The organism is Streptomyces sp. CBMA152 (genome assembly GCF_014596475.1).
In the GTDB taxonomy this organism is placed as follows: domain Bacteria; phylum Actinomycetota; class Actinomycetes; order Streptomycetales; family Streptomycetaceae; genus Streptomyces.
In genome coordinates this window covers 41,956-66,805 of sequence record NZ_MECJ01000023.1, presented here as the reverse complement: position 1 = coordinate 66,805, position 24,850 = coordinate 41,956, and the positions used below count along the sequence as shown (strand labels likewise).

The 24,850-nt window shown below is 71.2% G+C and carries 23 protein-coding genes; 1 reads left to right on the top strand and 22 read right to left on the bottom strand.

The genetic code is table 11. From position 1 onward, the window contains the following. Window positions 1-29: 29 nt before the first annotated feature. From dprA to proS, 16 genes are all read right to left on the bottom strand, one after another. Window positions 30-1,271: a DNA-processing protein DprA gene (gene dprA, locus BG418_RS20125; protein WP_398999514.1), complete on the bottom strand. Its 1,242-nt coding sequence runs from the start codon at window positions 1,269-1,271 to the stop codon at window positions 30-32. A 44-nt stretch (window positions 1,272-1,315) separates the two neighbouring features. Continuing rightward, complete coding sequence (locus BG418_RS20120; protein WP_188275313.1) at window positions 1,316-2,932, bottom strand: YifB family Mg chelatase-like AAA ATPase; 1,617 nt, start codon at window positions 2,930-2,932, stop codon at window positions 1,316-1,318. Further along, a complete protein-coding gene (locus BG418_RS20115; RefSeq protein WP_188275312.1) occupies window positions 2,933-3,295 on the bottom strand; it encodes a YraN family protein in 363 nt (120 codons plus the stop codon). A gap of 105 nt (window positions 3,296-3,400) precedes the next feature. Beyond that, window positions 3,401-3,709, bottom strand: coding sequence for a DUF2469 domain-containing protein (locus BG418_RS20110; RefSeq protein WP_003965949.1), 309 nt, complete (start codon window positions 3,707-3,709; stop codon window positions 3,401-3,403). Between the two features lie 55 nt (window positions 3,710-3,764). Next, complete coding sequence (locus BG418_RS20105; protein ID WP_188275350.1) at window positions 3,765-4,253, bottom strand: NUDIX hydrolase; 489 nt, start codon at window positions 4,251-4,253, stop codon at window positions 3,765-3,767. A gap of 97 nt (window positions 4,254-4,350) precedes the next feature. After that, the gene (lepB, locus tag BG418_RS20100; RefSeq protein WP_188275311.1) at window positions 4,351-5,100 is read right to left on the bottom strand and encodes a signal peptidase I; all 750 of its coding nucleotides are present in this window, start codon (window positions 5,098-5,100) and stop codon (window positions 4,351-4,353) included. A 93-nt stretch (window positions 5,101-5,193) separates the two neighbouring features. Next, window positions 5,194-5,910 (bottom strand): signal peptidase I, encoded by a 717-nt coding sequence (lepB, locus tag BG418_RS39995; protein ID WP_317453702.1) that lies wholly within the window; start codon window positions 5,908-5,910, stop codon window positions 5,194-5,196. Between the two features lie 100 nt (window positions 5,911-6,010). Further along, window positions 6,011-7,390, bottom strand: coding sequence for a signal peptidase I (gene lepB, locus BG418_RS20095; protein WP_188275310.1), 1,380 nt, complete (start codon window positions 7,388-7,390; stop codon window positions 6,011-6,013). Beyond that, window positions 7,383-8,156, bottom strand: a complete 774-nt coding sequence (lepB, locus tag BG418_RS20090) for a signal peptidase I (RefSeq protein ID WP_188275309.1) — start codon at window positions 8,154-8,156, stop codon at window positions 7,383-7,385. The genes lepB (BG418_RS20095) and lepB (BG418_RS20090) overlap by 8 nt, the downstream gene beginning before the upstream one ends. Before the next feature lie 77 nt (window positions 8,157-8,233). After that, window positions 8,234-8,584, bottom strand: a complete 351-nt coding sequence (gene rplS / locus BG418_RS20085; RefSeq protein WP_188275308.1) for a 50S ribosomal protein L19 — start codon at window positions 8,582-8,584, stop codon at window positions 8,234-8,236. Window positions 8,585-8,716: 132 nt separating this feature from the next. After that, window positions 8,717-9,538 (bottom strand): tRNA (guanosine(37)-N1)-methyltransferase TrmD, encoded by an 822-nt coding sequence (gene trmD / locus BG418_RS20080; protein ID WP_188275307.1) that lies wholly within the window; start codon window positions 9,536-9,538, stop codon window positions 8,717-8,719. Further along, window positions 9,538-10,164: a ribosome maturation factor RimM gene (rimM, locus tag BG418_RS20075; protein ID WP_188275306.1), complete on the bottom strand. Its 627-nt coding sequence runs from the start codon at window positions 10,162-10,164 to the stop codon at window positions 9,538-9,540. The genes trmD and rimM overlap by 1 nt, the downstream gene beginning before the upstream one ends. Before the next feature lie 170 nt (window positions 10,165-10,334). After that, window positions 10,335-10,574: an RNA-binding protein gene (locus BG418_RS20070; RefSeq protein ID WP_030287397.1), complete on the bottom strand. Its 240-nt coding sequence runs from the start codon at window positions 10,572-10,574 to the stop codon at window positions 10,335-10,337. A gap of 2 nt (window positions 10,575-10,576) precedes the next feature. Continuing rightward, window positions 10,577-11,017 carry a 30S ribosomal protein S16 gene (gene rpsP, locus BG418_RS20065; protein WP_188275305.1) on the bottom strand — a complete coding sequence of 147 codons (441 nt, stop codon included), beginning with the start codon at window positions 11,015-11,017 and terminating at the stop codon, window positions 10,577-10,579. 245 nt (window positions 11,018-11,262) lie between these two features. Continuing rightward, window positions 11,263-11,856 (bottom strand): hypothetical protein, encoded by a 594-nt coding sequence (locus tag BG418_RS20060; protein WP_101390352.1) that lies wholly within the window; start codon window positions 11,854-11,856, stop codon window positions 11,263-11,265. A 260-nt stretch (window positions 11,857-12,116) separates the two neighbouring features. Continuing rightward, on the bottom strand, window positions 12,117-13,529 hold the full coding sequence (proS, locus tag BG418_RS20055) for a proline--tRNA ligase (protein ID WP_188275304.1): 1,413 nt from the start codon (window positions 13,527-13,529) through the stop codon (window positions 12,117-12,119). 165 nt (window positions 13,530-13,694) lie between these two features. Between proS and BG418_RS20050 the strand changes: the two genes are divergently transcribed. After that, window positions 13,695-14,534, top strand: a complete 840-nt coding sequence (locus tag BG418_RS20050) for a methyltransferase domain-containing protein (RefSeq protein ID WP_188275303.1) — start codon at window positions 13,695-13,697, stop codon at window positions 14,532-14,534. Window positions 14,535-14,562: 28 nt separating this feature from the next. Here the strand turns inward: BG418_RS20050 and ftsH are convergent, their stop codons facing one another. From ftsH to BG418_RS20020, 6 genes are all read right to left on the bottom strand, one after another. Next, window positions 14,563-16,479: an ATP-dependent zinc metalloprotease FtsH gene (gene ftsH, locus BG418_RS20045; RefSeq protein ID WP_188275302.1), complete on the bottom strand. Its 1,917-nt coding sequence runs from the start codon at window positions 16,477-16,479 to the stop codon at window positions 14,563-14,565. A gap of 196 nt (window positions 16,480-16,675) precedes the next feature. Continuing rightward, entirely contained in the window at window positions 16,676-18,217 is a 1,542-nt protein-coding gene (ffh, locus tag BG418_RS20040; RefSeq protein ID WP_188275301.1) for a signal recognition particle protein, read from the bottom strand. A gap of 326 nt (window positions 18,218-18,543) precedes the next feature. Beyond that, entirely contained in the window at window positions 18,544-21,009 is a 2,466-nt protein-coding gene (locus BG418_RS20035) for a [protein-PII] uridylyltransferase (protein ID WP_188275300.1), read from the bottom strand. Window positions 21,010-21,056: 47 nt separating this feature from the next. Further along, the gene (locus tag BG418_RS20030) at window positions 21,057-21,395 is read right to left on the bottom strand and encodes a P-II family nitrogen regulator (protein WP_101390346.1); all 339 of its coding nucleotides are present in this window, start codon (window positions 21,393-21,395) and stop codon (window positions 21,057-21,059) included. Then, window positions 21,392-22,735, bottom strand: a complete 1,344-nt coding sequence (locus BG418_RS20025) for an ammonium transporter (protein ID WP_188275299.1) — start codon at window positions 22,733-22,735, stop codon at window positions 21,392-21,394. Before BG418_RS20025 ends, BG418_RS20030 begins: the two co-directional genes overlap by 4 nt. Window positions 22,736-23,068: 333 nt before the next feature. Beyond that, window positions 23,069-24,544, bottom strand: a complete 1,476-nt coding sequence (locus BG418_RS20020) for a hypothetical protein (protein WP_188275298.1) — start codon at window positions 24,542-24,544, stop codon at window positions 23,069-23,071. Between the last annotated feature and the right edge of the window lie 306 nt (window positions 24,545-24,850).

The window sequence follows — 24,850 nt, the reverse complement described above, 5'->3', positions numbered from 1 at the left end:
GCCTTACCTTTTCACCCGAATGCTCCAGGTCAAGCACCGCCTCGCCGCGCGCCCGGCAGGCGGAGCGCGCTTGACGTCAACCGCCAGCGGTCGCCTTCACGTTCGACGAACCCCAGCGAGTGGAGTTCGTAGAGCCGGTTGAGCGCTTCGTCCTCGGTGGTGGCTGCGTCGCGGGCGATGGCCCGTACGGGGGCTTCGCCGTGGCCTGGCAGGGCGTCGAGTACGCGTGCGGTGGCGGGGCCGAGGAGGTCTCTGGGCAGGACGGGGCCGTGGCGCGCGGGGGCGAGCTCGCCCATCTCTCCGACGAGTTCGACGATTTCGGCGGCGTCGGTGACCAGGACGGCCTCACCGCGCAGCAGTTCGTGCACTCCGGCCGAGAGTCCACTGGTGGCGGGTCCGGGCACTCCTATGGTGTGACGGCCGAGGCGTTGCGCGGTGCGGGCGGTGGCGAGGGAGCCACTGCGGTACGCGGCCTCGACGACGACCGTGCCCCGGGTGAGCGCGGCGATCACGCGGTTGCGCAGGATGAACCGGCTCGGCGTGGGGTGGTCACCGGGCGGCAACTCCGCCACGAGGACGCCCTGTTCGGCGATACGGCCGATCAACTCCGTGTGGCCGCGCGGGTAGACGACATCGACTCCGCTGGCGAGTACGGCGATGGTGGCGCCGCCCGCGGCGAGGGCGCCGCGATGGGCCGCGCCGTCCACCCCTGCCGCCGCGCCGGACACCACCACCCAGCCTTTTTCGGCGAGCCCGGCGCCGAGGCCGGCGCCCATGTGGGCGCCGTAGGGCGTACAGGCGCGGGCGCCGACCACCGCGACCGATCTCAGTGCCCATATCCGCAGGTCGGCCGGGCCCCGCAGCCAGAGTCCGACGGGCCGGGCGTCGCCGAGGTCGTCGAGCTGCCCGGGCCATTCGCCGTCCCCGGGGCAGACGAACCGCCCGCCGATGTCGGCCAGGGTGGCGAGGTCCCGCTCGGGGTCGGCGGCGGCCGCGCGTCTGCGGTAGCTGGCGAGCCGTGCGGTGCTTGCTCCGGTGAGCGGGGCATCGGGGTCCTCGGGCGAGGTGAGGCGCCGCATCAGCTCCACGGCGCCGTAGGTGCGCAGCCAGCGGCCACCGCGTTCGTCGCCGGGCTCGATGACCCGGGTCAGCGCGACCCGCGCGAGCCGCTCGCCGTCGGCCGCGCCGACCGTCACGGCGTCGGCGCCAACCGGCCGGGTACCGGCATCGCCACCGCCACCGCCACCGCCACCGGCCGACTCTGCGTCCACCGGCTCGTCCCTCCTCCGCCCTCCCGACCAGGCCTCGTCGTCGTTCACCCCGCGCCTCCCACCGGCATCGGCGCACCCCGCGAGATGCCGGTTCTCAGTTCCAGGGCGAGCCCGATGTGGTTCTCGTCCGGGCGGTCCTTGCCGCAGAGGTCCGCGATGGTCCAGGCGACGCGCAGGACGCGGTCGAGGCCGCGGGCGGTGAGCAGGCCGCGTTCCATGTCGCGTTCGGCTGCGGCGAGGGCGCCGGGGGCGGTCACCCAGCGGGTGCGCAGTTCGTGTCCGGGGACTTCGCTGTTGGTGGTCCAGGGGGTGCCCGCGAGGCGGGCGGCGGCCCGTTCGCGGGCGGCCAGGACGCGTTCGGCGACCACCGCCGTGGATTCGCCGCGCCCGCCCTGGGCGAGCAGGTCCTCGCGCCGGACGGGCTCGGCCTCGACGCGCAGGTCGACGCGGTCCAGGAGCGGTCCGGAGAGCCGGGACTGGTAGCGGCGGATCATGGACGGGGCGCATTCGCAGCCCGCGCCGTGCAGGGTGTGGCGCCCGCAGGGGCAGGGGTTGGCGGCGAGGATCATCAGGAAGCGGGCGGGCAGGCGCACGACGCCGGCGCTGCGGGCGACGATGACGTGTCCGGCTTCCAGGGGCTGGCGCAGGGAGTCGAGGGCCTTGCCCGTGAACTCCGGGGCCTCATCCAGGAACAGCACGCCCCGGTGGGCTAGGGAGACAGCTCCGGGCCGCGGTAAGCCGTTGCCTCCGCCGACCAGGGACTGCATGGTCGCCGAGTGGTGGGGCGCGCAGTAGGGCGCTTTGCGGACCAGGGGTTTGCCCGGGGGAAGGATGCCCGCGACCGAGTGGATCGCGGTGACTTCGAGGGATTCCTGGCGGGTGAGCGGCGGCAGGATGCCGGGGAGCCGTTCGGCGAGCATGGTTTTGCCCGCGCCCGGCGGTCCGTACAGCATCAGGTGATGGCCGCCGGCGGCGGCGACTTCCAGGGCGGTGCGGGCGCCGTGCTGTCCGGCGACGTCGGCGAGGTCGGGCGGGCTGCTGTCGGCGTCGGCGGACAGACCGGTGCCGACGCCGGCGCCCGGTACTACCAGGCCCGCGAGCATGGCGTCGGGTCTGCCCTCTTCGGCGGGTTCCTCCTCGGGCACGGGTTCGTCGGTGAGGACGGCGATGAGCTGGCGCAGGCTCCGTACGCCGAGGACGGAGATGCCGGGCACCAAGGACGCTTCGGCCGCTGTCTGTTCGGGCACGACGACCTGCTGGTATCCGGCTTCGGCGGCGGCGAGGACGGCGGGCAGGATGCCGCGCACGGGGCGCACGCGGCCGTCGAGTCCGAGCTCTCCGATCATCACCAGGTCGGCGAGCTCGCGGGGGTCGATGCGCTCGGCGGCGCCGAGGACCGCGCAGGCCACGGCGAGGTCGAAGCCGCTGCCGCCCTTGGGGACGGAGGCGGGGCTGAGGCCGACGGTGAGTTTCTTCTGGGGCCAGTCGGCGCCGGAGTTGACGACGGCGGCTCTGACGCGGTCGCGGCTTTCGCTGAGGCTTTTGTCGGGCAGGCCGACGAGGGTGAAGGCGGCGACGCCCGGTTCGAGGTCGGCCTGGACTTCGACGACGACGCCTTCGACTCCGACGAGCGCGACGGAGCAGGTGCGGGCGAATCCCATTCAGGCCACCCCCCGCGCGTGCTCGGCCTGCGGTGCGCCCCGGTCGGGCAGGACGACTCCGACCAGGTCGATGCGGACGCCGCCCGGTGGCGGTCCGCCGTGGTCGGCGAGCCATCGCTCGGCCAGGTGTCTGAGCCGCTCGGCCTTGGCCGGGGTGACGGCCGCCATGGGGTGTTCGAACGCGCCGGCTCTGCGGGTCTTGACCTCGCAGACCACCAGCACGTCACCGTCGCGGGCGACGATGTCGATCTCTCCGGTCCTGCCGCACCGCCAGTTGCGGGCGACCACGGTCATTCCGGCGTCGGCCAGCAGCCTGGCCGCCAGGTCTTCGCCGTACTGTCCGAGTGCTCCTCGTGCGTTCATTCGGCACCACCTCCGGTACCGACTGTCACGCACCCGCCGCGATCGAGTGGATCTTGGTGGATAACCCGGGCGTTGTGGAAAACCCCGCCACCCGAACGAGTGTGATCAGCCGCCCGGAAGTTCGAGGTCGCTCTTGTTGAGCTCCTCGATGTTCACGTCCTTGAACGTGAGGACCCGCACCTGCTTGACGAACCGGGCCGGCCTGTACATGTCCCAGACCCAGGCATCGGCCATCGACACCTCGAAGAACACCTCGCCCTGGACCGAGTGCACCTGCATCTCGTAGTCGTTGGTGAGGTAGAAACGCCGCTCGGTCTCGATCACGTATTTGAACAGACCGACGACGTCGCGGTACTCCCGGTAGAGCTTCAGCTCCATCTCGGTCTCGTACTTTTCGAGGTCCTCGGCGCTCATGGCATGTTCCCCTTCAGCCGTGCGTCCCCCTATTGTGCGTCAGCCCCCCGGATACCTAGACGATTTCCGGAGCCAGGACCACCGGCGTACGCGGAGGACCCTCGTCGAGCAGCGTGCGCAGCAGCTCGGCGAGTCTGGTCGGGTACACCGTCTCATGGGCCGCCGACAGTTCGGCGGAGGTCCACCACCTCAGCCCCGCGGTACTGCGTTGTTCCAGCTCGGTGAGGCCTGTCGGCGCGGCCTCGGTCTGCGTCGTACGGGCCAGGTAGTACCACTCGTCCTGGTCCCAGCGGCGGCCGTCGAACGGGAACGAGCACATCCGCCGCCACAGCACCGGCCCGAGCTCCACGTCCGTGATCCCGGTCTCCTCGGCCAGTTCGCGCAGGGCCGCCTCGGCCCGGGTCTCGTCGCCCTCCAGGCCGCCGCCCGGGGTGAACCACCAGGTGTCGGAGGGATCGTCCGGTTCGTAACCGTGCATCAGCAGAATGCGGTCCTGCGGATCGAGCAATACGACCCGGGCGACCTTGCGGGGCTCGCCGGGCAGCTCTCCGGCCGAGGCCGGGCCCCGCTCACCCGCCGAACCGGACCCGTCCGCCACGCCCCGCGAATCCGCCGGACCCGGCCCGCCGGGCGGACCCGTCTCACGCCCCACCGACCGGCACCTCCCGCCGGCTCCCGGCCCCGCGCCTGCCGAGGCGGCGGGCCACCGGCCCGTACGCCGCTCCCAGGACGATGAGGACCGTCCCGACGACGATGGCGACCACCACGAGCATCAGCGGCCCGGGCTGTGAGATGCCGCCCGGCAGGGCCTTGAAGCCCGTCGGGCGCTTCAGCATGCCGTCCAGTGGCCAGGCGATGGCGTCCACGCGCGCGCTGACGGCGGAGCGCGGTACGGACCCGCTGGCCGCGTCCTCCAGGTGGACCCGGGAGTCCAGCGAGACATCGCGTTCGTCGCCGAGGAGGAAGAGCTGGTCCTTGGGGACGGTGGCGCTGAACTTGGTCGTGGAGGGGGCCGTGCCGTGCAGATACGGTTCGTCGATCGGTTTGCCGTTGACAGTGAGTTTGCCGCCCTCATCGCAGCACTTGACGGTGTCGCCGCCTATGCCGACGACGCGCTTGACCATGGGGACGTTGCCCCAGACCTTGTCCTTGAAGATCACCACGTCGCCGCGCTTCACGTCGGCGCCGTCGATGCGCTGCGCGAGGACGCGGTCGCCCGCCTTGACCGTCGGGTTCATGGACTGGGTGGGCACCGTGTACGGCTTGTACTCCACGGCTCCCCAGGCGAAGCCGCCGAGGAAGAGCACACAGCCGACGGCCACGGCCAGCCCCGACAGCAGATTGCCGAGACCGCGGCCGCGGCCGTCGCCCGTACGTCCTGTTCCGCTCATCCCAGTGCTCCTCCCCCGGCCGCCCGCGCTGTGCGCGCGGGTCCGGAGATCGACGATCTGGGACGGCACCCTACCCGGCGGTATCCCGCCGGGTCAGCCCTCGCGGCTCAGCTCGGTGCGGTCGATCGCGTCACTCTGCCGGGTGAGCCTGCGGCGGCGCCACAGCACGATCGGCACGGCACCGGCCAGCCCGGCCGCGACCGGCGCGCTCGACGCCATGCCGCTGAGGCCCTTCTGGTCGAAGGTGCCCGGGATGCCCAGCCAGTCGATGCGGTTGAGCGGCCAGGCGATGGTGAAGGCGCGGCCCACGACTTCGCCGTCGGAGACGGTGCCGCCGCCGGGCAGCTCCTGGTGGTAGCGGGAGTCCAGCGAGTTCTGCCGGTGGTCGCCCATCACCCAGATCCGGCCCTTGGGGACCTTGATCGGGCCGAACGGCATGTCGTCGCAGGCGCTGTCGCCGGGGAAGATGTACGGCTCGTTCAGGGCGTGGCCGTTGACCTTGACCGGGCCGCCCTTCTTGCACTCCACCGTGTCGCCGCCGGTCGCGATGACCCGCTTGATCAGGTCCTTCTCCTCGGCGGACGGCATCAGCCCGATGAAGCTGAGGAACTTCTGCACCACGTTGGGCTCGGCCGGTTTCTGGTCCTCCAGCCAGCCGCCCGGGTCGTGGAAGACGACGACCTCGCCGCGCTTGGGCGTGGCGCCGAACCACGGCGTCAGCTTGTCCACGAGCACCCGGTCGCCGCGCTGCAGGGTGTCCTGCATCGAGTCGGAGGGGATCGAGAACGCCTGCACGAAGAACGTCTTGATCAGCAGCGCGAGGATCAGCGCGATGCCGATGAGCAGGGGCAGTTCCTTCCAGAAGGAACGCGGCTTCTTGGGGCTGCGCCCTTCGCCGTCCGGCTTCCCGTCATCGCCGGGGCCGGTGCCCTCGATGCCTCCACCGCCGCTGTCGGCCTGAGCCTGTGCGGGAGAATCGGCGGGCCGTTCCGGCCGCTCCTCGGGCTCGTCGTGTCCGGATCGTGCGCCGACCGCCAAATCCCCCACATCCACTCCTCACTCCGTGCCACCGCCCGCGCCATGCCAGACGCAGGCCCACCACTCCCATAACGAGCGGGAGTTCCGCAGGGCTCGGGGGCCGGATCGCTTCGTTCGATATCGGTTCGTTCGACATCGAATCGATTGACATCAGTTCATGCGTTTTGTCGGAATCCGCAGCCGGATCCCGGGAGGACACCCTATGCGACGCACCTCGCGCGGTGTCCGACCTGCCGGGCGCGTCCGGCACCGAGCCGAATGTCCCGGGTTCTTCCAGACGCCGCCAGCGGTCGAACGGCCAGGCGATGACGACGGCCCGTCCGATGACCCCGTCCTCGGAGACCGTCCCGTGGTACGCCTCGTTGAGGTGGAAGCGGGAATCGGCCGAATTCGAGCGGTGGTCGCCCATCACGAAGAGCCTGCCCGGCGGCACCTTCACCTCGAACGGGATCTTCGACGGCGGGTTGCCCGCCTGCACATACGGCTCGTCGAGCGGTACGCCGTTGACGGTGACCTTGCCGTTCGCGTCGCAGCACCTGACCGTGTCCCCGCCGACGGCGATGACCCGTTTGATGAGGTCCTGTTCGTTGTCGGAGGGCAGCAGTCCGATGAAGGTCAGGGCCTGCTTGACCTGTTTGACGACCACCGGGTCGCTGCCGCCGGTGGTCTTCTTCTCGTCCTTCAGCCAGCCGCCGGGGTCCTTGAAGACCACCACGTCCCCGCGCTGCGGCTTCGAGCCGAACCAGGGCGTGAGCTTGTCGACGAGCACCCGGTCGCCGATGGTGATGGTGTCCTGCATCGAGCCGGACGGGATCACGAAGGCCTGCACGAGGAACGTCTTCAGCACGAGGGCGATCAGCAGCGCCACCCCGACGAGCAGGGGTATCTCCCGTACTGCGGACCTGCGTCGGCGCCGCTTCACCTTGCGGGCGAGCCTGCGCCGGTCGGCCCGGCCCTGCTGGGCCCGGCGGCCCGGCGGACGGTCGAAGTCGCCCCCGCCCGCCCCGGACGACGACGTCGACGGCTCGGCGGGCCCGGCCGGTTCGAAGTCCTCGGCCGTCGCGGCGGGCACCGGATCGAATCCCCCGGCACTCGGCTCGAAGCTCTCGCCGGCCGACCCGGACGCGGCCGCGGGTTCGGAGACCGGCGGCGCGACCCGCGACGTACTCCGCGTCCCCGTGGGCAGCGGCTCGTCCACCGGAGGCGGAGGCGTCGAGCGGCCGCCCGAGCGCGGGCGCCCCCGGTTACCCATGGGCGCCGCCCGGTGAGCCCACGCGCGCGAAGGCGCCAGAGCCGGGAACCTGCGACCAGCGGCCGACGGGCCAGCCGATCCAGTCGACGCGCCCCACCACATGGTCGACCGGCACCATGCCGCCGCCCGGTGAGCCCAGGTGGTCGCGGGAGTCGCTGGAGTGGGAGCGGTGGTCGCCCAGGACGAACAGGGTGCCGTCGGGCACGACGATGTCGAACGGCACCTGGGACGGGGTGTCGCCCGGGTACACGTACTCCTCGGTCACCGGTGTCCCGTTCACCCGGAGCCTCCCGCCCTTGTCGCAGCACACGATCCGGTCGCCGCCGACACCGACGACGCGCTTCACGTACACGTTCCCCTCGGACTCACGAAGCCCGAGGGACGCAACCGCTGAACGAAGGGCCCTGCCCACCCAGTTCCCCTCCGGCGGCTCGTCCGTGAACGAGCCCCGGCCGTCGAAGACGACGACGTCACCGCGCGCGGGATGGCCGCCGAAACGGTACGCCAGCTTGTCGACGAGCACCCGGTCGCCCACCTTCAGGGTGGGTTCCATGGAGCCGCTGGGGATGACGAAGGGCTGGACGACGAAGTGGCTGAGCAGCAGCAGGAAGACCAGGCACAGCGCGAGCAGGGCCACGGCCTTGCGCCAGGGCCCTTCCAGGTGGCCGGCGAGGGCGGGAAAACGCGCGGAGCGCGACCCCCGCTCCGGCCCCGGCTGAGGGGTGGAGGGGAGGTCGCGCTCCGTGTGCTGTGCTTCGGTGTCCATCGGGGGCAGAGCCTATCCGCCCGGCCTGTGGACCCGTACGCGAGTGGGTGAGCGGTGGCTCACCCCCGAGCCTGAGCTCAGTTGTCGCGCTTCTCCTTGATCTTCGCGGCCTTGCCGCGGAGCTCGCGCAGGTAGTACAGCTTCGCGCGGCGGACGTCACCGCGGGTGACGAGCTCGATCTTCTCGAAGATCGGGGAGTTCACCGGGAAGGTGCGCTCGACGCCGACGGAGAAGGAGACCTTGCGGACCGTGAAGGTCTCGGAGACGCCCGAGCCCTGACGGCGGATGACGACACCCTTGAACTGCTGGATACGGGAGCGGTTGCCCTCGATCACGCGGACGTGAACGTTGACGGTGTCACCGGGGCGGAAGGCCGGGACGTCGGAGCGCAGCGTGGCCGCGTTGACGGAGTCGAGCAGGTGAGACATGTTCTTCGTCTGCTTTCTTCGCACGACGCCACAGGTCGCCGGGCGGGTTTTCGATGAGAGTTCGGGAGCTGTGCCACCCGGTGTGCGACGGTCCCCCTGTGGCAGGGGCGCAGTCGGGCGTACAGCAGCCGCCTATTCTTCCACGGCTCGGGGCCTGCGCCAAAATCGGCCGTCGTCGGTGGGCTGCCAGCCCATGATGCTCAGCGTTTCGCGGTCCTTCTTGTCGAAGGCGGACGCCTCGCACCGCTCGATCAGGTCGGGCCGGTTCTCGGCGGTGCGCCGGAACGCCTCGTCGCGGCGCCACCGGGCGATCTTGCCGTGGTGGCCGCTGAGCAGGACGTCCGGGATGCCGCGGCCGCGCCACTCGGGGGGCTTGGTGTAGACCGGGCCCTCCAGGAGGTTGGCCATGGCGCCGGGGGCGAAGGAGTCGTCGCGGTGGGACTCGGCGTTGCCGAGCACGCCGGGCAGCAGTCGCGCCACGGCCTCGGTGATCACCAGTACGGCGGCTTCCCCGCCCGCCAGGACGTAGTCGCCGATGGACACCTCGTACACCGGCATCCGGGTCGCGTACTCGTCCATGACGCGGCGGTCGATGCCCTCGTAGCGCGCGGGCGTGAAGATCAGCCACGGCTTGGCGGAGAGCTCGACGGCGAGTTCCTGGGTGAAGGGGCGCCCGCTGGGCGTGGGCACGACCATGACGGGGCCGTGCGCGCCCGCCTCGTACCCGCTCGCGAGCGTGTCGTCGAGGCAGTCGCCCCACGGGTCGGTCTTCATGACCATGCCGGGGCCGCCGCCGTACGGGGTGTCGTCGACCGTGTTGTGCCGGTCATGCGTCCACTGCCGCAGGTCGTGCACCTGGACGTCGAGCTGGCCACGCGCGCGTGCCTTGCCGACGAGGGAGACGTTCAGCGGTTCCAGGTACTCGGGGAAGATCGTGACGACGTCGAGCCGCATCAGGCGTCGTCCCCGCTGGAGTCCTTGATGGAGTCCTCGCCGGATTCCTTGGCCGAGGCCGCCTCGGCTTCGGCCGCGGCTTCCGCCTCGGCGTCCCGGGTGGAGACGATCTCCGCGCGGTCGTCGATCAGGCCGGGCGGCGGCGTGATGACGGCCCGCTGCTCGTCCAGGTCGATCTCGGCGACGATCTCGCCGACGAACGGGATCATGACCTCGGTGCCGTCGGGGCGCTCCACGATGAACAGGTCCTGCGACGGCAGGTGCGAGATCTCGGTGATCCGGCCGACCTCGGTGCCGTCGGCGAGGACCACGTCGAGGTCGATGAGCTGGTGGTCGTAGTACTCGTCGTCCTCTTCGGGACGCATCTCCGGGTCCACGTCGGCGATGAGCAGCGTGTTGCGCAGCGCCTCGGCGGCGGTGCGGTCGTGCACGCCCGCGAAGCGCAGCAGCAGCCGGCCGCTGTGGACGCGGCCCGTCTCGATGGTGAGCGGCCCGGTGGACGCCGGGTCCGTGGCCAGTACGGCGCCGGGCGCGAGCCGCAGCTCCGGCTCGTCGGTGCGCACCTCGACGGTGACCTCGCCCTTGATGCCGTGGGCGCGGCCGACCCGCGCGACTACCAGCTGCACGTCGTTCAACTCTCCTGTCGGGTGCCCTGCGGCATGTGCTCGGAAAACGCCTGTGTTCTAAAGACGCGTTGCTCTGCAGACGTGTGTGTTCTACAGACGACTGCGGGCCGGGGCTGGCCGAAGCCCTCCCCGGCCCGAGCCGGCGCATCACAATGAAACGACCAGATTTTTCAGTGGACCTGGTCCACGTCGACGAGGTCGACGCGGATGCCACGGCCACCGAGCGCCCCCACGACGGTCCGCAGGGCGCGAGCGGTGCGGCCGTTGCGGCCGATCACCTTGCCGAGGTCGTCGGGGTGGACCCGGACCTCCAGCACGCGCCCGCGGCGCAGGGTGCGCGAGGCAACCTGCACGTCGTCGGGGTTGTCGACGATGCCCTTCACGAGGTGCTCAAGAGCCTCCTCGAGCATGCTCAGGCCTCGGTCGACTCGGCGGCGTCGGCCGGAGCCTCGTCCGCCTTCTTGTCAGCCTTCTTGGCCTTGGGGGTGATGGCCTCACCCTTGGCGTCGTCGCCCTCGAGGGACTTGGCGAACTCGTCGAAGGAGCGGCGCTTGCTCTCCTTCGTGACCGGCTGCAGCAGCGGCGCGGGGGCCGGCAGGCCCTTGTGCTTCTGCCAGTCGCCGGTGAGCTTCAGGATGGCGAGGACCGGCTCGGTCGGCTGGGCGCCGACGGACAGCCAGTACTGGGCGCGCTCCGAGTCGACCTCGATGCGCGACGGGTTGTACGTCGGGTGGTACAGACCGATTTCCTCGATCGCGCGGCCATCGCGGCGGGTGCGCGAGTCGGCGATGACGATGCGGTAGTGCGGCTGGCGAATCTTGCCGAGGCGCTTGAGCTTGATCTTGACTGCCACTGGAGTGGTGTCTCCTGGTCTTGACGTGGTGGGGCACAACGGGATGCCACGTGGGGTTGCGGTACTCAAAGTGCCCGATGGACGCGTCAGCCGGAGGCGAGAGGGTTCCTATGCGGCTGTCGAGTACAGCTAGTCATTGTGCCACATGCCGGCGCCGCGCACGCCGGGGGTCCGTGGGGCACCCCCGGGCGGCCGGGCGGCGGCTGACCGGCGGCTGCGCGGATCGTCCGGCAGCCGGCCCGGGATCAGCTCGCCGCTGCCACGACCTCGGGGATACGGAACGGCTTGCCGCAGCCGCCGCAGACGATCGGCGCCTGGGCGAGCACGGACGGGACGACGCGCACATTGCGGCCGCAGTCGCAGACCGCCTTGACGCGCACGCCGCCGCCGGAGGAGCCGTGCCGGGCGGCCGGTCCTCTGAAGGAGCGCTTGGTGTCGGCGGCCGTGGCGACGGTGTGGGCCTTCAGGGCGCGCTGGAGCCGTTCGATGGTCGGCCGGTAGCGGCGCCGTGCCTCGGGGTTCAGCGCGACCAGCGAGAATCCGCTGCTGGGGTGCGGCTCCTCGGGATGGTCCAGGCCCAACTCCTCGGCGATGGCCAGGAATCTGCGGTTGTGGTAGCGGCCGGCCCGGGAGGTGTCGCGGACACCCCGGGCGGCGGCAATGCCGTGGACTGCTTCATGAAGCAGTCGCTCGAAGGAGAGCTCGGCGCCACAGGCGGACGAGGACTCTCCGATCAGGGACTCGGGCGCGGCAAGGTCGGGCAGCTCGGGGTGGTACCGCTGAATGTCGGCCCACGCCTGCGCCAGCTCTGCGGCGAGAACAGGTGGTGTCGTGCTCACGTCGTGACAACGAGCCGGAGTGCCCCGGTGTTCCTATTCCGGGGCATCCCAAATAATTTGCACGTACCCGTCAGTTGCCGTTGATGCGTCCGGACGAGGGCGGGTGCGCTGATCTGCGGAGAAGCCTCACAGCTCACACCAAGGTAGTACGTAGCGGCGCGTACGCCCCGGCGCGTAGATGATGTCCACGCGCCGGGATTACGGGAACCGGCCGTTGCGCAAGAGGCGTTTTCGGCCGACCGGGACGGGCCGGTGGGCCGTCAGTACGCGCGCGCGACGATCGCGACGGTACCGGGTGCGTCGTCGGCCTCGGGGACCGACCCGTCCTCGGCGACCAGACACCGTACGGACACCGCCTGCTCGGCCAGCTTGGCCTCGCCCTCGGCGCCGAGCGTCGCCCACGGGATGCGCGCCCAGCCGCCGGAGGTGGCGGCCTCGGCGGCCTCCTCGATGGTGGCGACCTCACTCGTACGGGCTTCGCGGCGCTCGCGGGACTCGCGCAGCAGCTGCGCCTGGTCCTCTTCGAGGACGGTGGGCAGCAGTTCGGCGAGCGCGTCGATGGAGACGGGCTCCTTGCCGCCGGGGATGCGGCGGGCCAGCATCGCGGTGCCGGCCTCCAGGTCGCGCGGGCCGATCTCGACGCGTACGGGCACGCCCTTGAGCTCCCAGTCCACCGCGCGGCGGCCGAACGGGGTGTCCACACGGTCGTCGACCTGCACGCGGATGCCCGCGGCCTTCAGGCGGTCACCGAGCTCGCGGACCTTGGCGACGGCCTCGTCGCCCTTGATGGCCATGACGACGACCTGGACGGAGGCGAGCCGCGGCGGCACGCGCAGGCCGTTGTCGTCGCCGTGCGACATGATCAGACCGCCGACCATGCGGGTGGAGACGCCCCAGGAGGTCTGCCAGACGAGTTCCTGCTTGCCGTCCTTGGACAGGTACTGGGTGTTGAAGGCCTTGGCGAAGTTGGTGCCCAGCTCGTGGCTGGTGCCCATCTGCAGGGCCTTGCCGTCGCCCATCATGCCTTCGAGCGTGAGGGTGTTGATGGCGCCGGCGAAGCGCTCCTTGGGCGTCTTGCGGCCGAGGACCACGTCGATGCCCAGCACGTTGATCATGAAGTCCGCGTACACGTCCTTGTGGATGCGCGCCGCGTAGTCGCGGGCGTCTTCATAAGAAGCGTGCGCGGTGTGGCCCTCCTGCCAGAGGAACTCACTCGTACGGAGGAAGACGCGCGGCCGCATCTCCCAACGGACCACGTTGGCCCACTGGTTGATGAGCAGCGGCAGGTCCCGGTAGCTCTGCACCCACTTGGAGAAGTAGTCGTTGATGATCGTCTCGGAGGTGGGGCGCACCACGACGGGCTCTTCGAGCTCCTTGCCGCCACCGTGCGTGACCACCGCGAGCTCGGGCGCGAAGCCCTCGACGTGCTCCGCCTCGCGAGTCAGGTAAGACTGGGGGATGAAGAGCGGGAAGTACGCGTTCTGGGCGCCCGCGTCCTTGATGCGTGCGTCCATCTCCTGCTGCATCCGCTCCCACAGGCCGTAGCCGTACGGTCGGATCACCATGGTGCCGCGCACCGGACCGTTGTCCGCGAGCTCGGCCTTGTTGATCAGATCCTGGTACCAGCGGGGGAAGTCTTCCGCCTGGGGCGTGAGAACGGGTGCCTTTGCCATGGCGCGAATGGTACGGGCCCGGCGGCCCCGAACGTGAATCGCCCTCCCTCTGGACGCGGTGGCGGATGCGGAGTTCCCTGGCATACGGGGGGAGTGCGACCGCACGTGTACGGGGGCTGTCATTCAGTGCACGGCTGACCTCTTCTGCGGATTGGGGCGCTTTCCATGACACCTGTGCTCGTCCGGCATCAGTCCTTGGCGGCCTCCGCCCCGCCGGCGCAGGCGTGCGCCCGCGCCCGGGACTGGGCCGAGATCCAGGAACGGATGCTGGTACCGCTCTATGAAGCGGTGTACGAGCGGCTGGAGGTGGGACCCGCCACCCGGCTGCTGGGCCTGGGCTGCGGCTCCGGGCTCGCCCTGTTGATCGCGGCCTCGCGCGGCGCGCGCGTGACGGGCGTCGACAGCCGCCCGGAGCGCCTGTCGCTGGCCCGCGAACGGCTGCTCCCGGACGGTGTGTGGGGCGGCGGCCGCGACGGCGGCGGCACCCGCCTGGTGGACGACTCGGCTGCGGCAGGGCCCGACGGGGCCCCGTACAACCTCGTGACCGCCTTCGAACCGGTGGGCTGCGCGGCGGGCGACTCCGACGGTCTGGCCCCGGCGCTCGCGGCCGCGGTGCCGCTGGCGGAGCGCGGCGGCACGGTGGTGCTGGCCGGCTGGGGCCCGCCGGAACGGTGTGCCACCTCCGGCGTCCTGCGGATCGCCTCCCGCCTCACCGACGCGCCCCGCTGGCGGCCGAGCCTGCGCGACGACCTGGAGGACGTGGCGTCCCGGGCCGGTCTGCGGCCCGACGGGTCGGGGCGGGTGGCGTGCCCGTTCGGCTACGCGGACATGGAGAGCGCGGTGCGCGGGCTGCTGTCGACGGGCCTGTTCGACGCGGCCGAGCGGGCGACCGACCACGTCCAGGTGGTCAAGGAGCTCACCGAGGCGCTCCACCCGTATCTGCGCCGGGACGCGACCGTGTGGATGCCGAACATTTTCCGGTACCTGATCGCGCGTACGCCGTAAGAGACGCGCGTACGCCGTAGGAAAGGGGTCAGGACTCGCTCTTGGCCAGGCGCGGGATGCCCGCAGCCCGGTAGGCGGCCTCCTCCTCCAGCGTCTCGTTCTGCAGCAGCGCCTCGGCCAGCGCGTCCAGGCGGGCGCGGTTGTCGCGCAGCAGGCGGCAGGCCTCGGCGTAGCACTCGTCGACGATGCGGCGCATCTCGCCGTCGATGTTGTCCAGCGTCTGCGGGGCGGCCGAGAGCCCGTACGCCTGCTGGGCGTCGCTGGGCAGGGCGGTGAGTGGGCCGATCTTCTTGCTCATGCCCCAGCGGGCGACCATGCCGCGCGCGAGGTTGGTGACCTGTTCGAGGTCGTTCTCGGCGCCCGTCGTGATGACGTCGAAGACGACGTGCTCGGCCGCCATCCCGCCGAGCGCGCCGATGATCCGGCCGCGCAGATAGTCCTCGGTGTAGGCGTACTTGTCGGCGTCGGGCGTGGAGAGCGTGACGCCCAGCGCCCTCCCCCGGGGCACGATGGTGATCTTGCGGACGGGGTCGGCGCCGGGCTGGAGCATGCCGAGCAGGGCGTGGCCGCTCTCGTGGTACGCGGTGCGCCGGCGCTCCTCCTGCGGCATCACCAGCGGCCGCACCGCGCCGAGCTGCACCTTCTCCAGCGCGTCGGAGAGGTCCGAATGGGTGACCTCGCTCTGGCGGCGTTTGACGGCGAGCAGGGCCGCCTCGTTGGCCAGGTTGGCGAGTTCGGCGCCGGTCATGCCGGGGGTGGTGCGGGCCAGCTGGGCGAGGTCGACGTCCGGGGCCATCGGGATCTCCCGGGTGTGGATCTTCAGGATCGACTCGCGGCCGCCCCGGTCGGGCGGGCTGACCTGCACGATCCTGTCGAATCTGCCGGGCCGGGTGAGCGCCGGGTCGAGCACGTCGGCCCGGTTGGTGGCGGCGATGACCACGACGCCCTCGGACCCGGAGAACCCGTCCATCTCGGTGAGGATCTGGTTGAGCGTCTGTTCGCGCTCGTCGTGCCCGCCCATCCCGGCGCCCCCGCCACGCGCGCGTCCGATGGTGTCGATCTCGTCGATGAAGATGATCGCGGGGGCCACCTTGCGCGCCTCGGCGAAGAGTTCACGTACGCGCGAGGCACCCACGCCCACGATCATCTCGATGAACTCCGAGGCCGACGCGGAGAAGAACGGCACCCCCGCCTCCCCCGCCACGGCCCGGGCCAGCAGTGTCTTGCCGGTGCCGGGCGGGCCCGCGAGCAGCACACCGCCGGGCATCTTGGCGCCCATCCGCCGGTAGGCGTCCGGGTTCTTGAGGAAGTCCACGACGTCGTTGAGCTCGCCCTCCACCTCGTCGATGCCCGCCACGTCCTCGAACGTGGTCCGCTTGTCCTCGGTCAGCTCGACGGGCCTGGGCGGCGCCTTGCGCCCCAGCATCCCGCCGCCGAGGCCCGCGCTCATCCGGCGGGCGATGAACAGCCACAGCACGACGAGCAGCAGCATCGGGGCGAGCGAGATCAGCAGGTTGGAGAGAAAACTGCGGTGCTCGACGACCGGCTGGGCCGTCACCGTGACCTGCTGCTTGGTCAGCTGCGCCCACAGGTCGTCGTCGGCGAAGGTCGGCCGCTGGGTGGTGAACTTCGTGTACTTGCCACCGCCGCTCGGCTGGTCCTGCGCGCTCTTGAGCTGCCCCTGGATCGCGTCGCCCTTGGCGTAGATCTTCTCGACGTTCCCGGCCGCGACCTGCTTGCTGAACTCGGTGTACGACAGGGTCGGCTCATTGCCCTCGTTGAAGAAGGACAGGATGAGATTGGTGATCAGGTAGACGACGAGAGCGGTGAGGATCAGGCTGCCCCAGCCCCCGGGCATCTTCCGCTTCGGCGGAGGCGGCGGGGGCGCGCCCTCCGAGCGCCACGGCTGGTCGGTGCGATCTCGCGGGGGTACGGGAGTGGGCACGCTGCTCTCCTTGGGCCAGTACGGCCAGTATCGAAGAGCACGGCGACCAGGGCATTCCCGGATGGGCCGATGGGGCCTGGACGGAGGACGGGGGCGGACATACGGAAGGGCCCGCGGCCGGTCGGCTCGCGGGCCCTTCTCGTAAGACGCGCTTACGTACTACGTACGTAGGAGGCGGGTCCGTTCCGTACGTCCGTCAGCCCATGAACTTCTTGAAGGCGTCGGGCAGTTCGAAGTCCTCGGGGGCCTGGGCGGCGGACGGGAGGCCGAGGGCGCCCTGCTCGCGGCGTGCGGCGGCGGCCTCTTCCTCGGCCTTGCGCTTCATCGGGTTGCCGCTCTTGCGCTTGCCCTTGGCCTGCTTGACCTGCTTCTTCTGCCGGCCGGGGCCGCCACCCATGCCGGGCATCCCCGGCATGCCGGGCATTCCGCCGCCCTGGGCCATGCGCGACATCATCTTGCGGGCGTCGAAGAACCGCTCGACCAGGTTCTTGACCGCGCTGACCTCGACGCCGGAGCCCTTGGCGATACGGGCGCGGCGCGAGCCGTTGATGAGGTTCGGGTCCTGGCGCTCGCCCGGGGTCATCGACTTGATGATCGCGGCGGTGCGGTCCACGTCGCGCTCGTCGATGTTGTTGATCTGGTCCTTGATCTGCCCCATGCCGGGCAGCATGCCGAGCAGCTTGGAGATGGAGCCCATCTTGCGGACCTGCTCCATCTGCGCCAGGAAGTCGTCGAGCGTGAAGTCCTGGCCCTTCTTCGACGCCAGCTTGGAGGCCATCTTCTCGGCCTCTTCTTGGCTGAACGTCTTCTCCGCCTGCTCGATCAGGGTGAGCAGGTCACCCATGTCGAGGATGCGGGACGCCATGCGGTCCGGGTGGAACGCGTCGAACTCGTCGAGCTTCTCGCCGTTGGAGGCGAACATGATCTGCTTGCCGGTGACGTGGGCGATGGAGAGCGCCGCACCGCCCCGGGCGTCGCCGTCGAGCTTGGAGAGGACCACGCCGTCGAAGCCGACGCCGTCGCGGAAGGCCTCGGCGGTGTTGACCGCGTCCTGGCCGATCATCGCGTCGACGACGAAGAGGATCTCGTCGGGCTTGACGGCATCGCGGATGTCCGCGGCCTGCTGCATCATCTCCTGGTCGATGCCGAGACGGCCGGCGGTGTCGACCACGACCACGTCGTACTGCTTCGACCGGGCGAACTCGATGGAGTCCTGGGCGACCTTGACCGGGTCGCCGACGCCGTTGCCGGGCTCCGGCGCGTACACGGCGACACCGGCGCGCTCGGCGACGACGCTGAGCTGGTTGACGGCGTTGGGGCGCTGGAGGTCACAGGCGACGAGCAGCGGCGAGTGCCCCTGGCCCTTCAGCCACTGGCCGAGCTTGCCCGCGAGGGTGGTCTTACCGGCACCCTGGAGACCGGCCAGCATGATGACCGTCGGGGCGGTCTTGGCGAACCGCAGGCGGCGGGTCTCGCCACCGAGGATGGTGACGAGCTCCTCGTTGACGATCTTGAGGACCTGCTGGCCCGGGTTCAGCGCCTTGGAGACCTCGGCCCCGAGGGCGCGCTCCTTGACGTTCTTGATGAACGCGCGGACTACGGGGAGCGCGACGTCGGCTTCGAGCAGCGCGATACGGATCTCGCGCGCCGTGGCGTCGATGTCCGCCTCGGACAGGCGGCCCTTGCCCCGGAGGTTCTTGAATGTCGCGCTGAGGCGGTCGGAGAGGGTATCGAACACGGTGGTCGCGGATCCTCGGCTCGTAGGGCGGTCGGGTGACGCCCCCCAGGGTATCCCGGGCAGGCTTTTCCCCACCCCGCCCCTTCACCTAAAGCCCTGGGCGGGCGGCCGGGTACGCCGACTGCGGGCCGGTGGGGGCTTGTCGCGCAGTTCCCCGCGCCCCTAGGAGGGCCTGAAGGGCCCATCTAAGGGGCGCGGGGAACTGCGCGAGCGACCAAGCACGATCCGCAGACGTAGCGGGGTGCAGGGGCCGCAGGCCCCGCGAACGGGGTCCGGGGGCGCAGCCCATGGGAGACCGCCCTCACCCCCACCCACCCCCGGAGGGTTCAGGGAAGGGGTGGGGTGGGGGCCAATGACCGTTCCACCAGGCGCGCCACCTCCCCCGCCACCTCCGCCACCAGCGGCGCACCGGACACATCCGTCACGTAAAACGCGTCCACCGCATTCGCCCCCAACGTCGACACCCGCGCACTCCGCACCCGCACCCCCGCCGTCTCCAGCGCCCGCCCGATGCGATGCAGCAGACCCGGCGCGTCCTGGGCGCGGACCTCGATCACCGTGGCCAGGCGGGACGCCGCCGGGTCGACGGTGACGCGGGGCGGCGGGGCCGCGGGGCCACGGCGGCGGGCCGCCTCGCGTTCGGCGAGGCGGGAGCGGATGTCCAGGGAGCCGTCGAGCGCCCGCACCAGATCCGCCCGCAGCCGGGCGGCCTGCGGCAGCGAGCCGTATTCCGCCGCCACCCGCCACTCCAGCAGCAGGATCTCGCCCCCCACCGGATCCGGGAGTTCGATCGCGCGCAACTCCGCCGCCCGCACGGTCAGACGGTGCATCGCCAGCACGCCCGCCGCAGCGGGAAGCACTCCCGGCTGGTCCGGAACCGCGATCACCAGCTCGACACCCAGCGGCTCGCGCGCCCCCTCCTCCCCGGAGACGGGAACGTCCGGCTGGGCACGCAGAGCCAGAACCGGACCGCGCGTGCGGTACGCCTCGACCGCCAGCCGTTCCTGCTCGGCCGTGGTCGCCGGCGCCTCCCGCTCCACCGCCTCCCCCGCGAGCACCGCGCCCACCCGCTTCACCAGATCCGCCACCAGCGAGCCGCGCCACGACGACCACGCGGCGGGGCCGGTGGCCAGCGCGTCCGCCTCGGTGAGCGCGTGCAGCAGCTCCAGCGTGGCGGCGCCGCCGACCGCCTCGGCGACCGCCCGTACCGTCGCGGGATCGTCCAGGTCGCGCCGCGTCGCCGTCTCCACGAGCAGGAGGTGATGGCGTACGAGAGTGGCGACGACGGCCACGTCGTCCTTGTCGAAGCCGATCCTGGCGGCCACATCGCGCGCGATGACCTCGCCCGCCACGCTGTGGTCGCCGGGCCAGCCCTTGCCGATGTCATGGAGCAGGGCCGCGACCAGGAGCAGGTCGGGGCGGCCCACCCGGCGGGTCAGCGAGGAGGCCCGTACCGCCGTTTCCACCAGGTGGCGGTCGACGGTGAAGGTGTGCACCGCGTTGCGCTGCGGGCGGCAGCGCACCCGCTCCCAGTCCGGCAGCAGCCGGGTGATGAGGCCTTCGGCCTCCAGCGCCTCCCACACCGGCAGGGTGGACTCGCCCGCGCCCAGCAGCGTGACCAGCTCGTCGCGGGCCTCGGCGGGCCACGGCACGGGCAGCGGCCGCACCGCCGAGGCGAGGCGGCGTACCGCGTGCAGCGAGATCGGCAGACCGGCCCGGGCGGCGGCCGCGGCGGCCCGCAGCGGCAGCACCGGGTCGCGTTCGGGTTTGGCGGCGAGCGCGAGGACGACCTCGCCGTCCTGCTCGACGACGCCCTCGGCGAGCGGGGTGCGCACGGGCGCGGCCGTCCTGCCGCCGCCGATCAGCCCGCGCAGCCGGGGCCGCGCCGAGCGGGCCCGCAGGACCCGGCCGACCTCGCGCCAGGTGACGTCACCGGCGTACGAGATGGTCCGCGCGGCCTCGTACACCTGCCGCAGCAGGACGTCCGCGTCCAGCAGACCGAGTCCGGCGGCGACGGCGTCCTGTTCCTGGAGGGCGAGGCGGTCGGTGGCGCGGCCGGTCGCCAGGTGCAGCGCGTCGCGGACGTCCAGGAGGCACCGGCGGGCCTCGTCGAGTCCTTCGCGGGGCGCGTCGGCGAGCCAGGACGCGGCGACGGCGCGCAGGGCGGTCGCGTCCCGCAGTCCGCCGCGCGCTTCCTTCAGGTCGGGTTCGAGCAGGAACTGCAACTCGCCCTGGCGCTCGGCCCGTTCGCGGCACATCTCGTCGAGTTCGGGGAGCCTTTTGGTGGCCTGGTTGCGCCAGTCGGCGAGTACGGCGCTGCGCAGCCCGGCGGTGAGGCCCGCGTCGCCCGCCAGATGGCGGGCGTCCAGGAGGCCGAGGTGGACCTTGAGGTCGGCGCCCGCCGTCTTGCGGGCCTCGGCGGGGGTGCGGACCGAGTGGTCGAGGGCGAGGCCGAGGTCCCACACGGGGTACCAGAGGCGGTCGGCGAGCGTGGAGACGGCGCCCGCGCCCGCGCTCCCGTCGTGCAGCAGCACCAGGTCGAGGTCGCTGCGCGGGGAGAGTTCGCCGCGCCCGTAGCCGCCGACGGCGACCAGAGCGGCGCCGCCCGGCACACCGGCCGCCTCGGCCGCGCCCACGAAGAGCGTGGCCAGCCACTCGTCGGTGAGCTTGGCGAGGGCCGCACGGCGCGGCGGCCCGGACTGCGCCTCCTGGTGCAGGAGGCGCAGCCGGGCCGCCGCGTAGCCGCCGGGTCCGGAGTCTTCTGTCTCTGTGCTGACTTCCACGCTCGTCACCCGGCAGCTCCTGTCCGTACCGACTAAGGCCAACTTCTGAGGCGGGCTCAGAGGGCGTCGGGGCCGCGTTCGCCGGTGCGGACGCGTACGGCCGTCTCGACCGGCACGCTCCACACCTTGCCGTCCCCGATCTTCCCGGTTCTGGCCGCCTTGACCACGACGTCGATCAGCTGCTCGGCGTCGTCGTCCTCGACCAGCACCTCTATCCGGATCTTGGGGACGAGGTCGACGGTGTACTCGGCGCCGCGGTAGACCTCGGTGTGGCCGCGCTGGCGGCCGTATCCGCTGGCCTCGGTGACCGTGAGGCCCTGGACTCCGAAGGCCTGGAGGGCTTCCTTGATCTCGTCGAGGCGGTGCGGCTTGACGACCGCGGTGATGAGCTTCATGCGTCCACCTTCTTGTTCTGCGCCGCCGTTCCGCTCGGGGCCGGGGCGGCCGTGCGGGCGACGGTACCGCCGCCGGCGCCGCTGAAGTCGTACGCCGTCTCGGCGTGCTCGACCTGGTCGATGCCGGAGACCTCGTCGTCCTCGCTGACCCGCATGCCGATCGTCTTGTCGAGGGCGAAGGCGAGGACCGCGGAGACGACCAGCGAGTAGCCGAGGACCGCGCCGACGCCGATGGCCTGCTTGCCGAGCTGGTCGAGGCCGCCGCCGTAGAACAGGCCCTTGGCGTCGGACTGTACGCCGCCGGTGGCGAAGAGGCCGATGAGCAGCGAGCCGGCGATGCCGCCGACCATGTGGACGCCGACGACGTCGAGGGAGTCGTCGTAGCCGAAGCGGTACTTCAGGCCCACTGCCATGGCGCACAGCACACCGGCGATGGCGCCGACCGCGATCGCGCCGAGCGGGCTCACGCAGCCGCCGGACGGGGTGATGGCGACGAGGCCCGCGACCGCGCCGGAGGCGGCGCCGAGCGTGGTGAAGGTGCCGTGGCGCAGCTTCTCGTAGAGCAGCCAGGCGAGCATGGCGGCGGCGGTGGCGACCTGGGTGTTGACGAACATCACCGCGCCGACGCCGTCGTCGTTGCCGAGCCAGGACCCGGCGTTGAAGCCGAACCAGCCGAACCACAGCAGGCCCGCGCCGAGCATGACCAGCGGGAGGCTGTGCGGGCGCATCGGGTCCTTCTTGAAGCCGACGCGCTTGCCGATGACGAGGATCACGCCGAGGGCCGCGGCGCCGGCGTTGATGTGGACGGCGGTGCCGCCCGCGAAGTCGATGACGCCCTTCTTGAAGAGCCAGCCGTCGGAGGCCCACACCCAGTGCGCGACCGGGAAGTAGACGACCGTGACCCACAGGGTGATGAACAGGGCCCAGGCGCTGAACTTGACGCGGTCGGCCAGCGCGCCGCTTATCAGCGCCGGGGTGATCACCGCGAACATCAGCTGGAAGACCGCGAAGACGTAGATCGGGATGGTGTATCCGGGCCAGAGCTGGACGAGGCCGATGCCGCTGAGCCCGAAGTAGGCCTTGCTCCAGCCGATGAAGCCGTTGGACTCACCGAAGGTGAGGCTGAAGCCGTAGAGCACCCACAGGATCGTGACGATGCCGAGGCTGATGAAGCTCATCATCAGCATGTTGAGCGTGCTCTTGACGCGGACCATGCCTCCATAGAAGAAGGCCAGGCCGGGGGTCATGATCATCACCAGCGCTGAGCAGATCAGCATGAACCCGGTGTTGGCGCTGGACAGCTGCGGCGTGGCTGCTGCGAGCGTGATGCCTGGGGGCATCGGCGTCTCCTCGTCGTCGGTACGGCGGCCCGTGCGGGGGCGAACGAGTGGGTCAAAACGGTGGGCCGGTTATGCGCCATGAGGTTGGCGCAGCGCCGTTTCGAGGGATGCCGCACGATGTTTCGCGTCCGTGACGAAGAGGTCGGGCGTGTTACGCACACATGAACCGTCGGATCGGTGTCCGGAGGGACGGCTACCCTCCGCGGCCCCCCGAACGGGTGACCGGCCGCGACGTCTCCCGGTTGACCTGGCGTGAGGGAGCCGAGTCGGGCTGTACGGGGCGGGCGCCGCGGCCGGCGTCCTTGTATGCCGGCCGCGGGGCGGCCGGGGGCGTCAGACCGCCTCGGCGGTCTCGGGCAGTTCCTTGCCGAGCAGATCGGTGAAGTCGACGACTTCGGCGACGTCGCCGAACTCGCGCAGGGCGGTGTCGACGGTCTTGCGCAGCCGGGTGTTGACCCGCTCCGAGCGGACCGTCTTGGCGATCTTCAGTGCCTCTCCGGCCAGCACCGTGGACTGCTCGGGCTCGCGTTTGAGGAGGTGGACGGTGGCCATGCCGATGAGGTTGAGCGCGTACGAACGCTGGTGGACGTCGTCCTTGCCGAAGAGCATGACGGCCTTCTCCATCACGGGCTCGGCGAGCGAGGCGTACGTGGGGCTGCGCCCGGCCACATAGGCGAGGTCGCGGAAGGAGTGCGCGTTCTCCCCGTTGAGCTCGGCCTCGGAGAAGAACTGGATCCAGTCGGGCTCCGGCTCGCCGTCGAGCCCGGCGTCGCCGTAGGTGTCCTCGGACATCCGGACGGCCCGCTTGCACTTGCTGGGCTGGCCCATGTTCGCGTACGCGCGCGCCTCCATCGCATACAGCATCGCCTGGGTGCGGGGGGTGGCGCAGTCCCGGCTGCCGTACTGGGCGAGGTGGATGAGTTCCAGGGCGTCGTCGGGGCGGCCCAGATGGATCATCTGGCGGCTCATCGAGGAGAGGATGTACGAGCCGAGCGGCTTGTCGCCGCATTCCTTGGCGGCGTGCAGGGCGAGCACGAAGTACTTCTGGGCGGTGGGCTGCAGGCCCACGTCGTAGCTCATCCACCCGGCCAGTTCCGCGAGTTCGGCGGCGACCCGGAACAGGCGTTTGGCGGTGGCGTCGGGCTGGGGCTCCTGGAGGAGGTCGGTGACCTCGTGGAGCTGGCCGACGACGGCCTTGCGGCGCAGTCCCCCGCCGCACTGCGCGTCCCACTGGCGGAACATCTCGGTGGTGGTCTCCAGGAGGTCGAGCTCCGGTTTGGAGAGCCGGGAGGGGCGCCGGGCGTTGGCGGGGGTCTCGGCGAGGATGCGCTCGTTGCCGGGCGAGGGCACCAGCCAGCGCTGCATGGGCTCGATCAGGGCGGGGCCTGCGGACAGGACGAGCGAGGTGCCGAGGAAGCCGCGCCGGGCCAGCATGAGGTCGCTGCGCGAGTACTCGCTGAGCAGGCTGACGGTCTGGGGGGCGGCCCAGGGCAGGTCGACGCCGGAGACGGACGGGGACTGGTGGGCGGTGCGCAGGCCGAGGTCCTCGACCGCCACGACGCTGCCGAACCGCTCGGAGAACAGCTCGGAGAGGATGCGCGGGATCGGCTCGCGCGGCATCTCGCCGTCGAGCCAGCGGCGCACCCGGGAGGTGTCCGTGCTGATGTGGTGCGCGCCGAGCTGACGCGCCCGCCGGTTGACCTGCCGAGCAAGCTCGCCCTTCGACCAGCCGCTCCGTACGAACCACGAACTCAGCTGCTCGTTGGGGCGCTTCCCGGCGCTCGTACCGCTAGCCCCACTGCCGACCACTGGAACGCCCCCATTCTGCTGAAGCCTTGTGCTTTTTCCGCGCGAACCGCTATCAGAATGCCGCTAGTCGGGCCTTCCTGTCCGCCGGACCTGGCCCCTCGGACGGGAATGCGCCTTGCCGTTGGCATACCCACGAGCGCGTGGGTCTACAGGGTCCATGTACTGAAAGTAATCCTACGATCACTGCTCCCGCGAGGGCGATTGCAGAAACGCCACCATTCGCCACCCCTTCGAATGAACTGCCCTGGCGCTGCGCGCGATTCACTTGACACAGGCCGAAACGGAGTTGGTGGAACGGTGCACGCC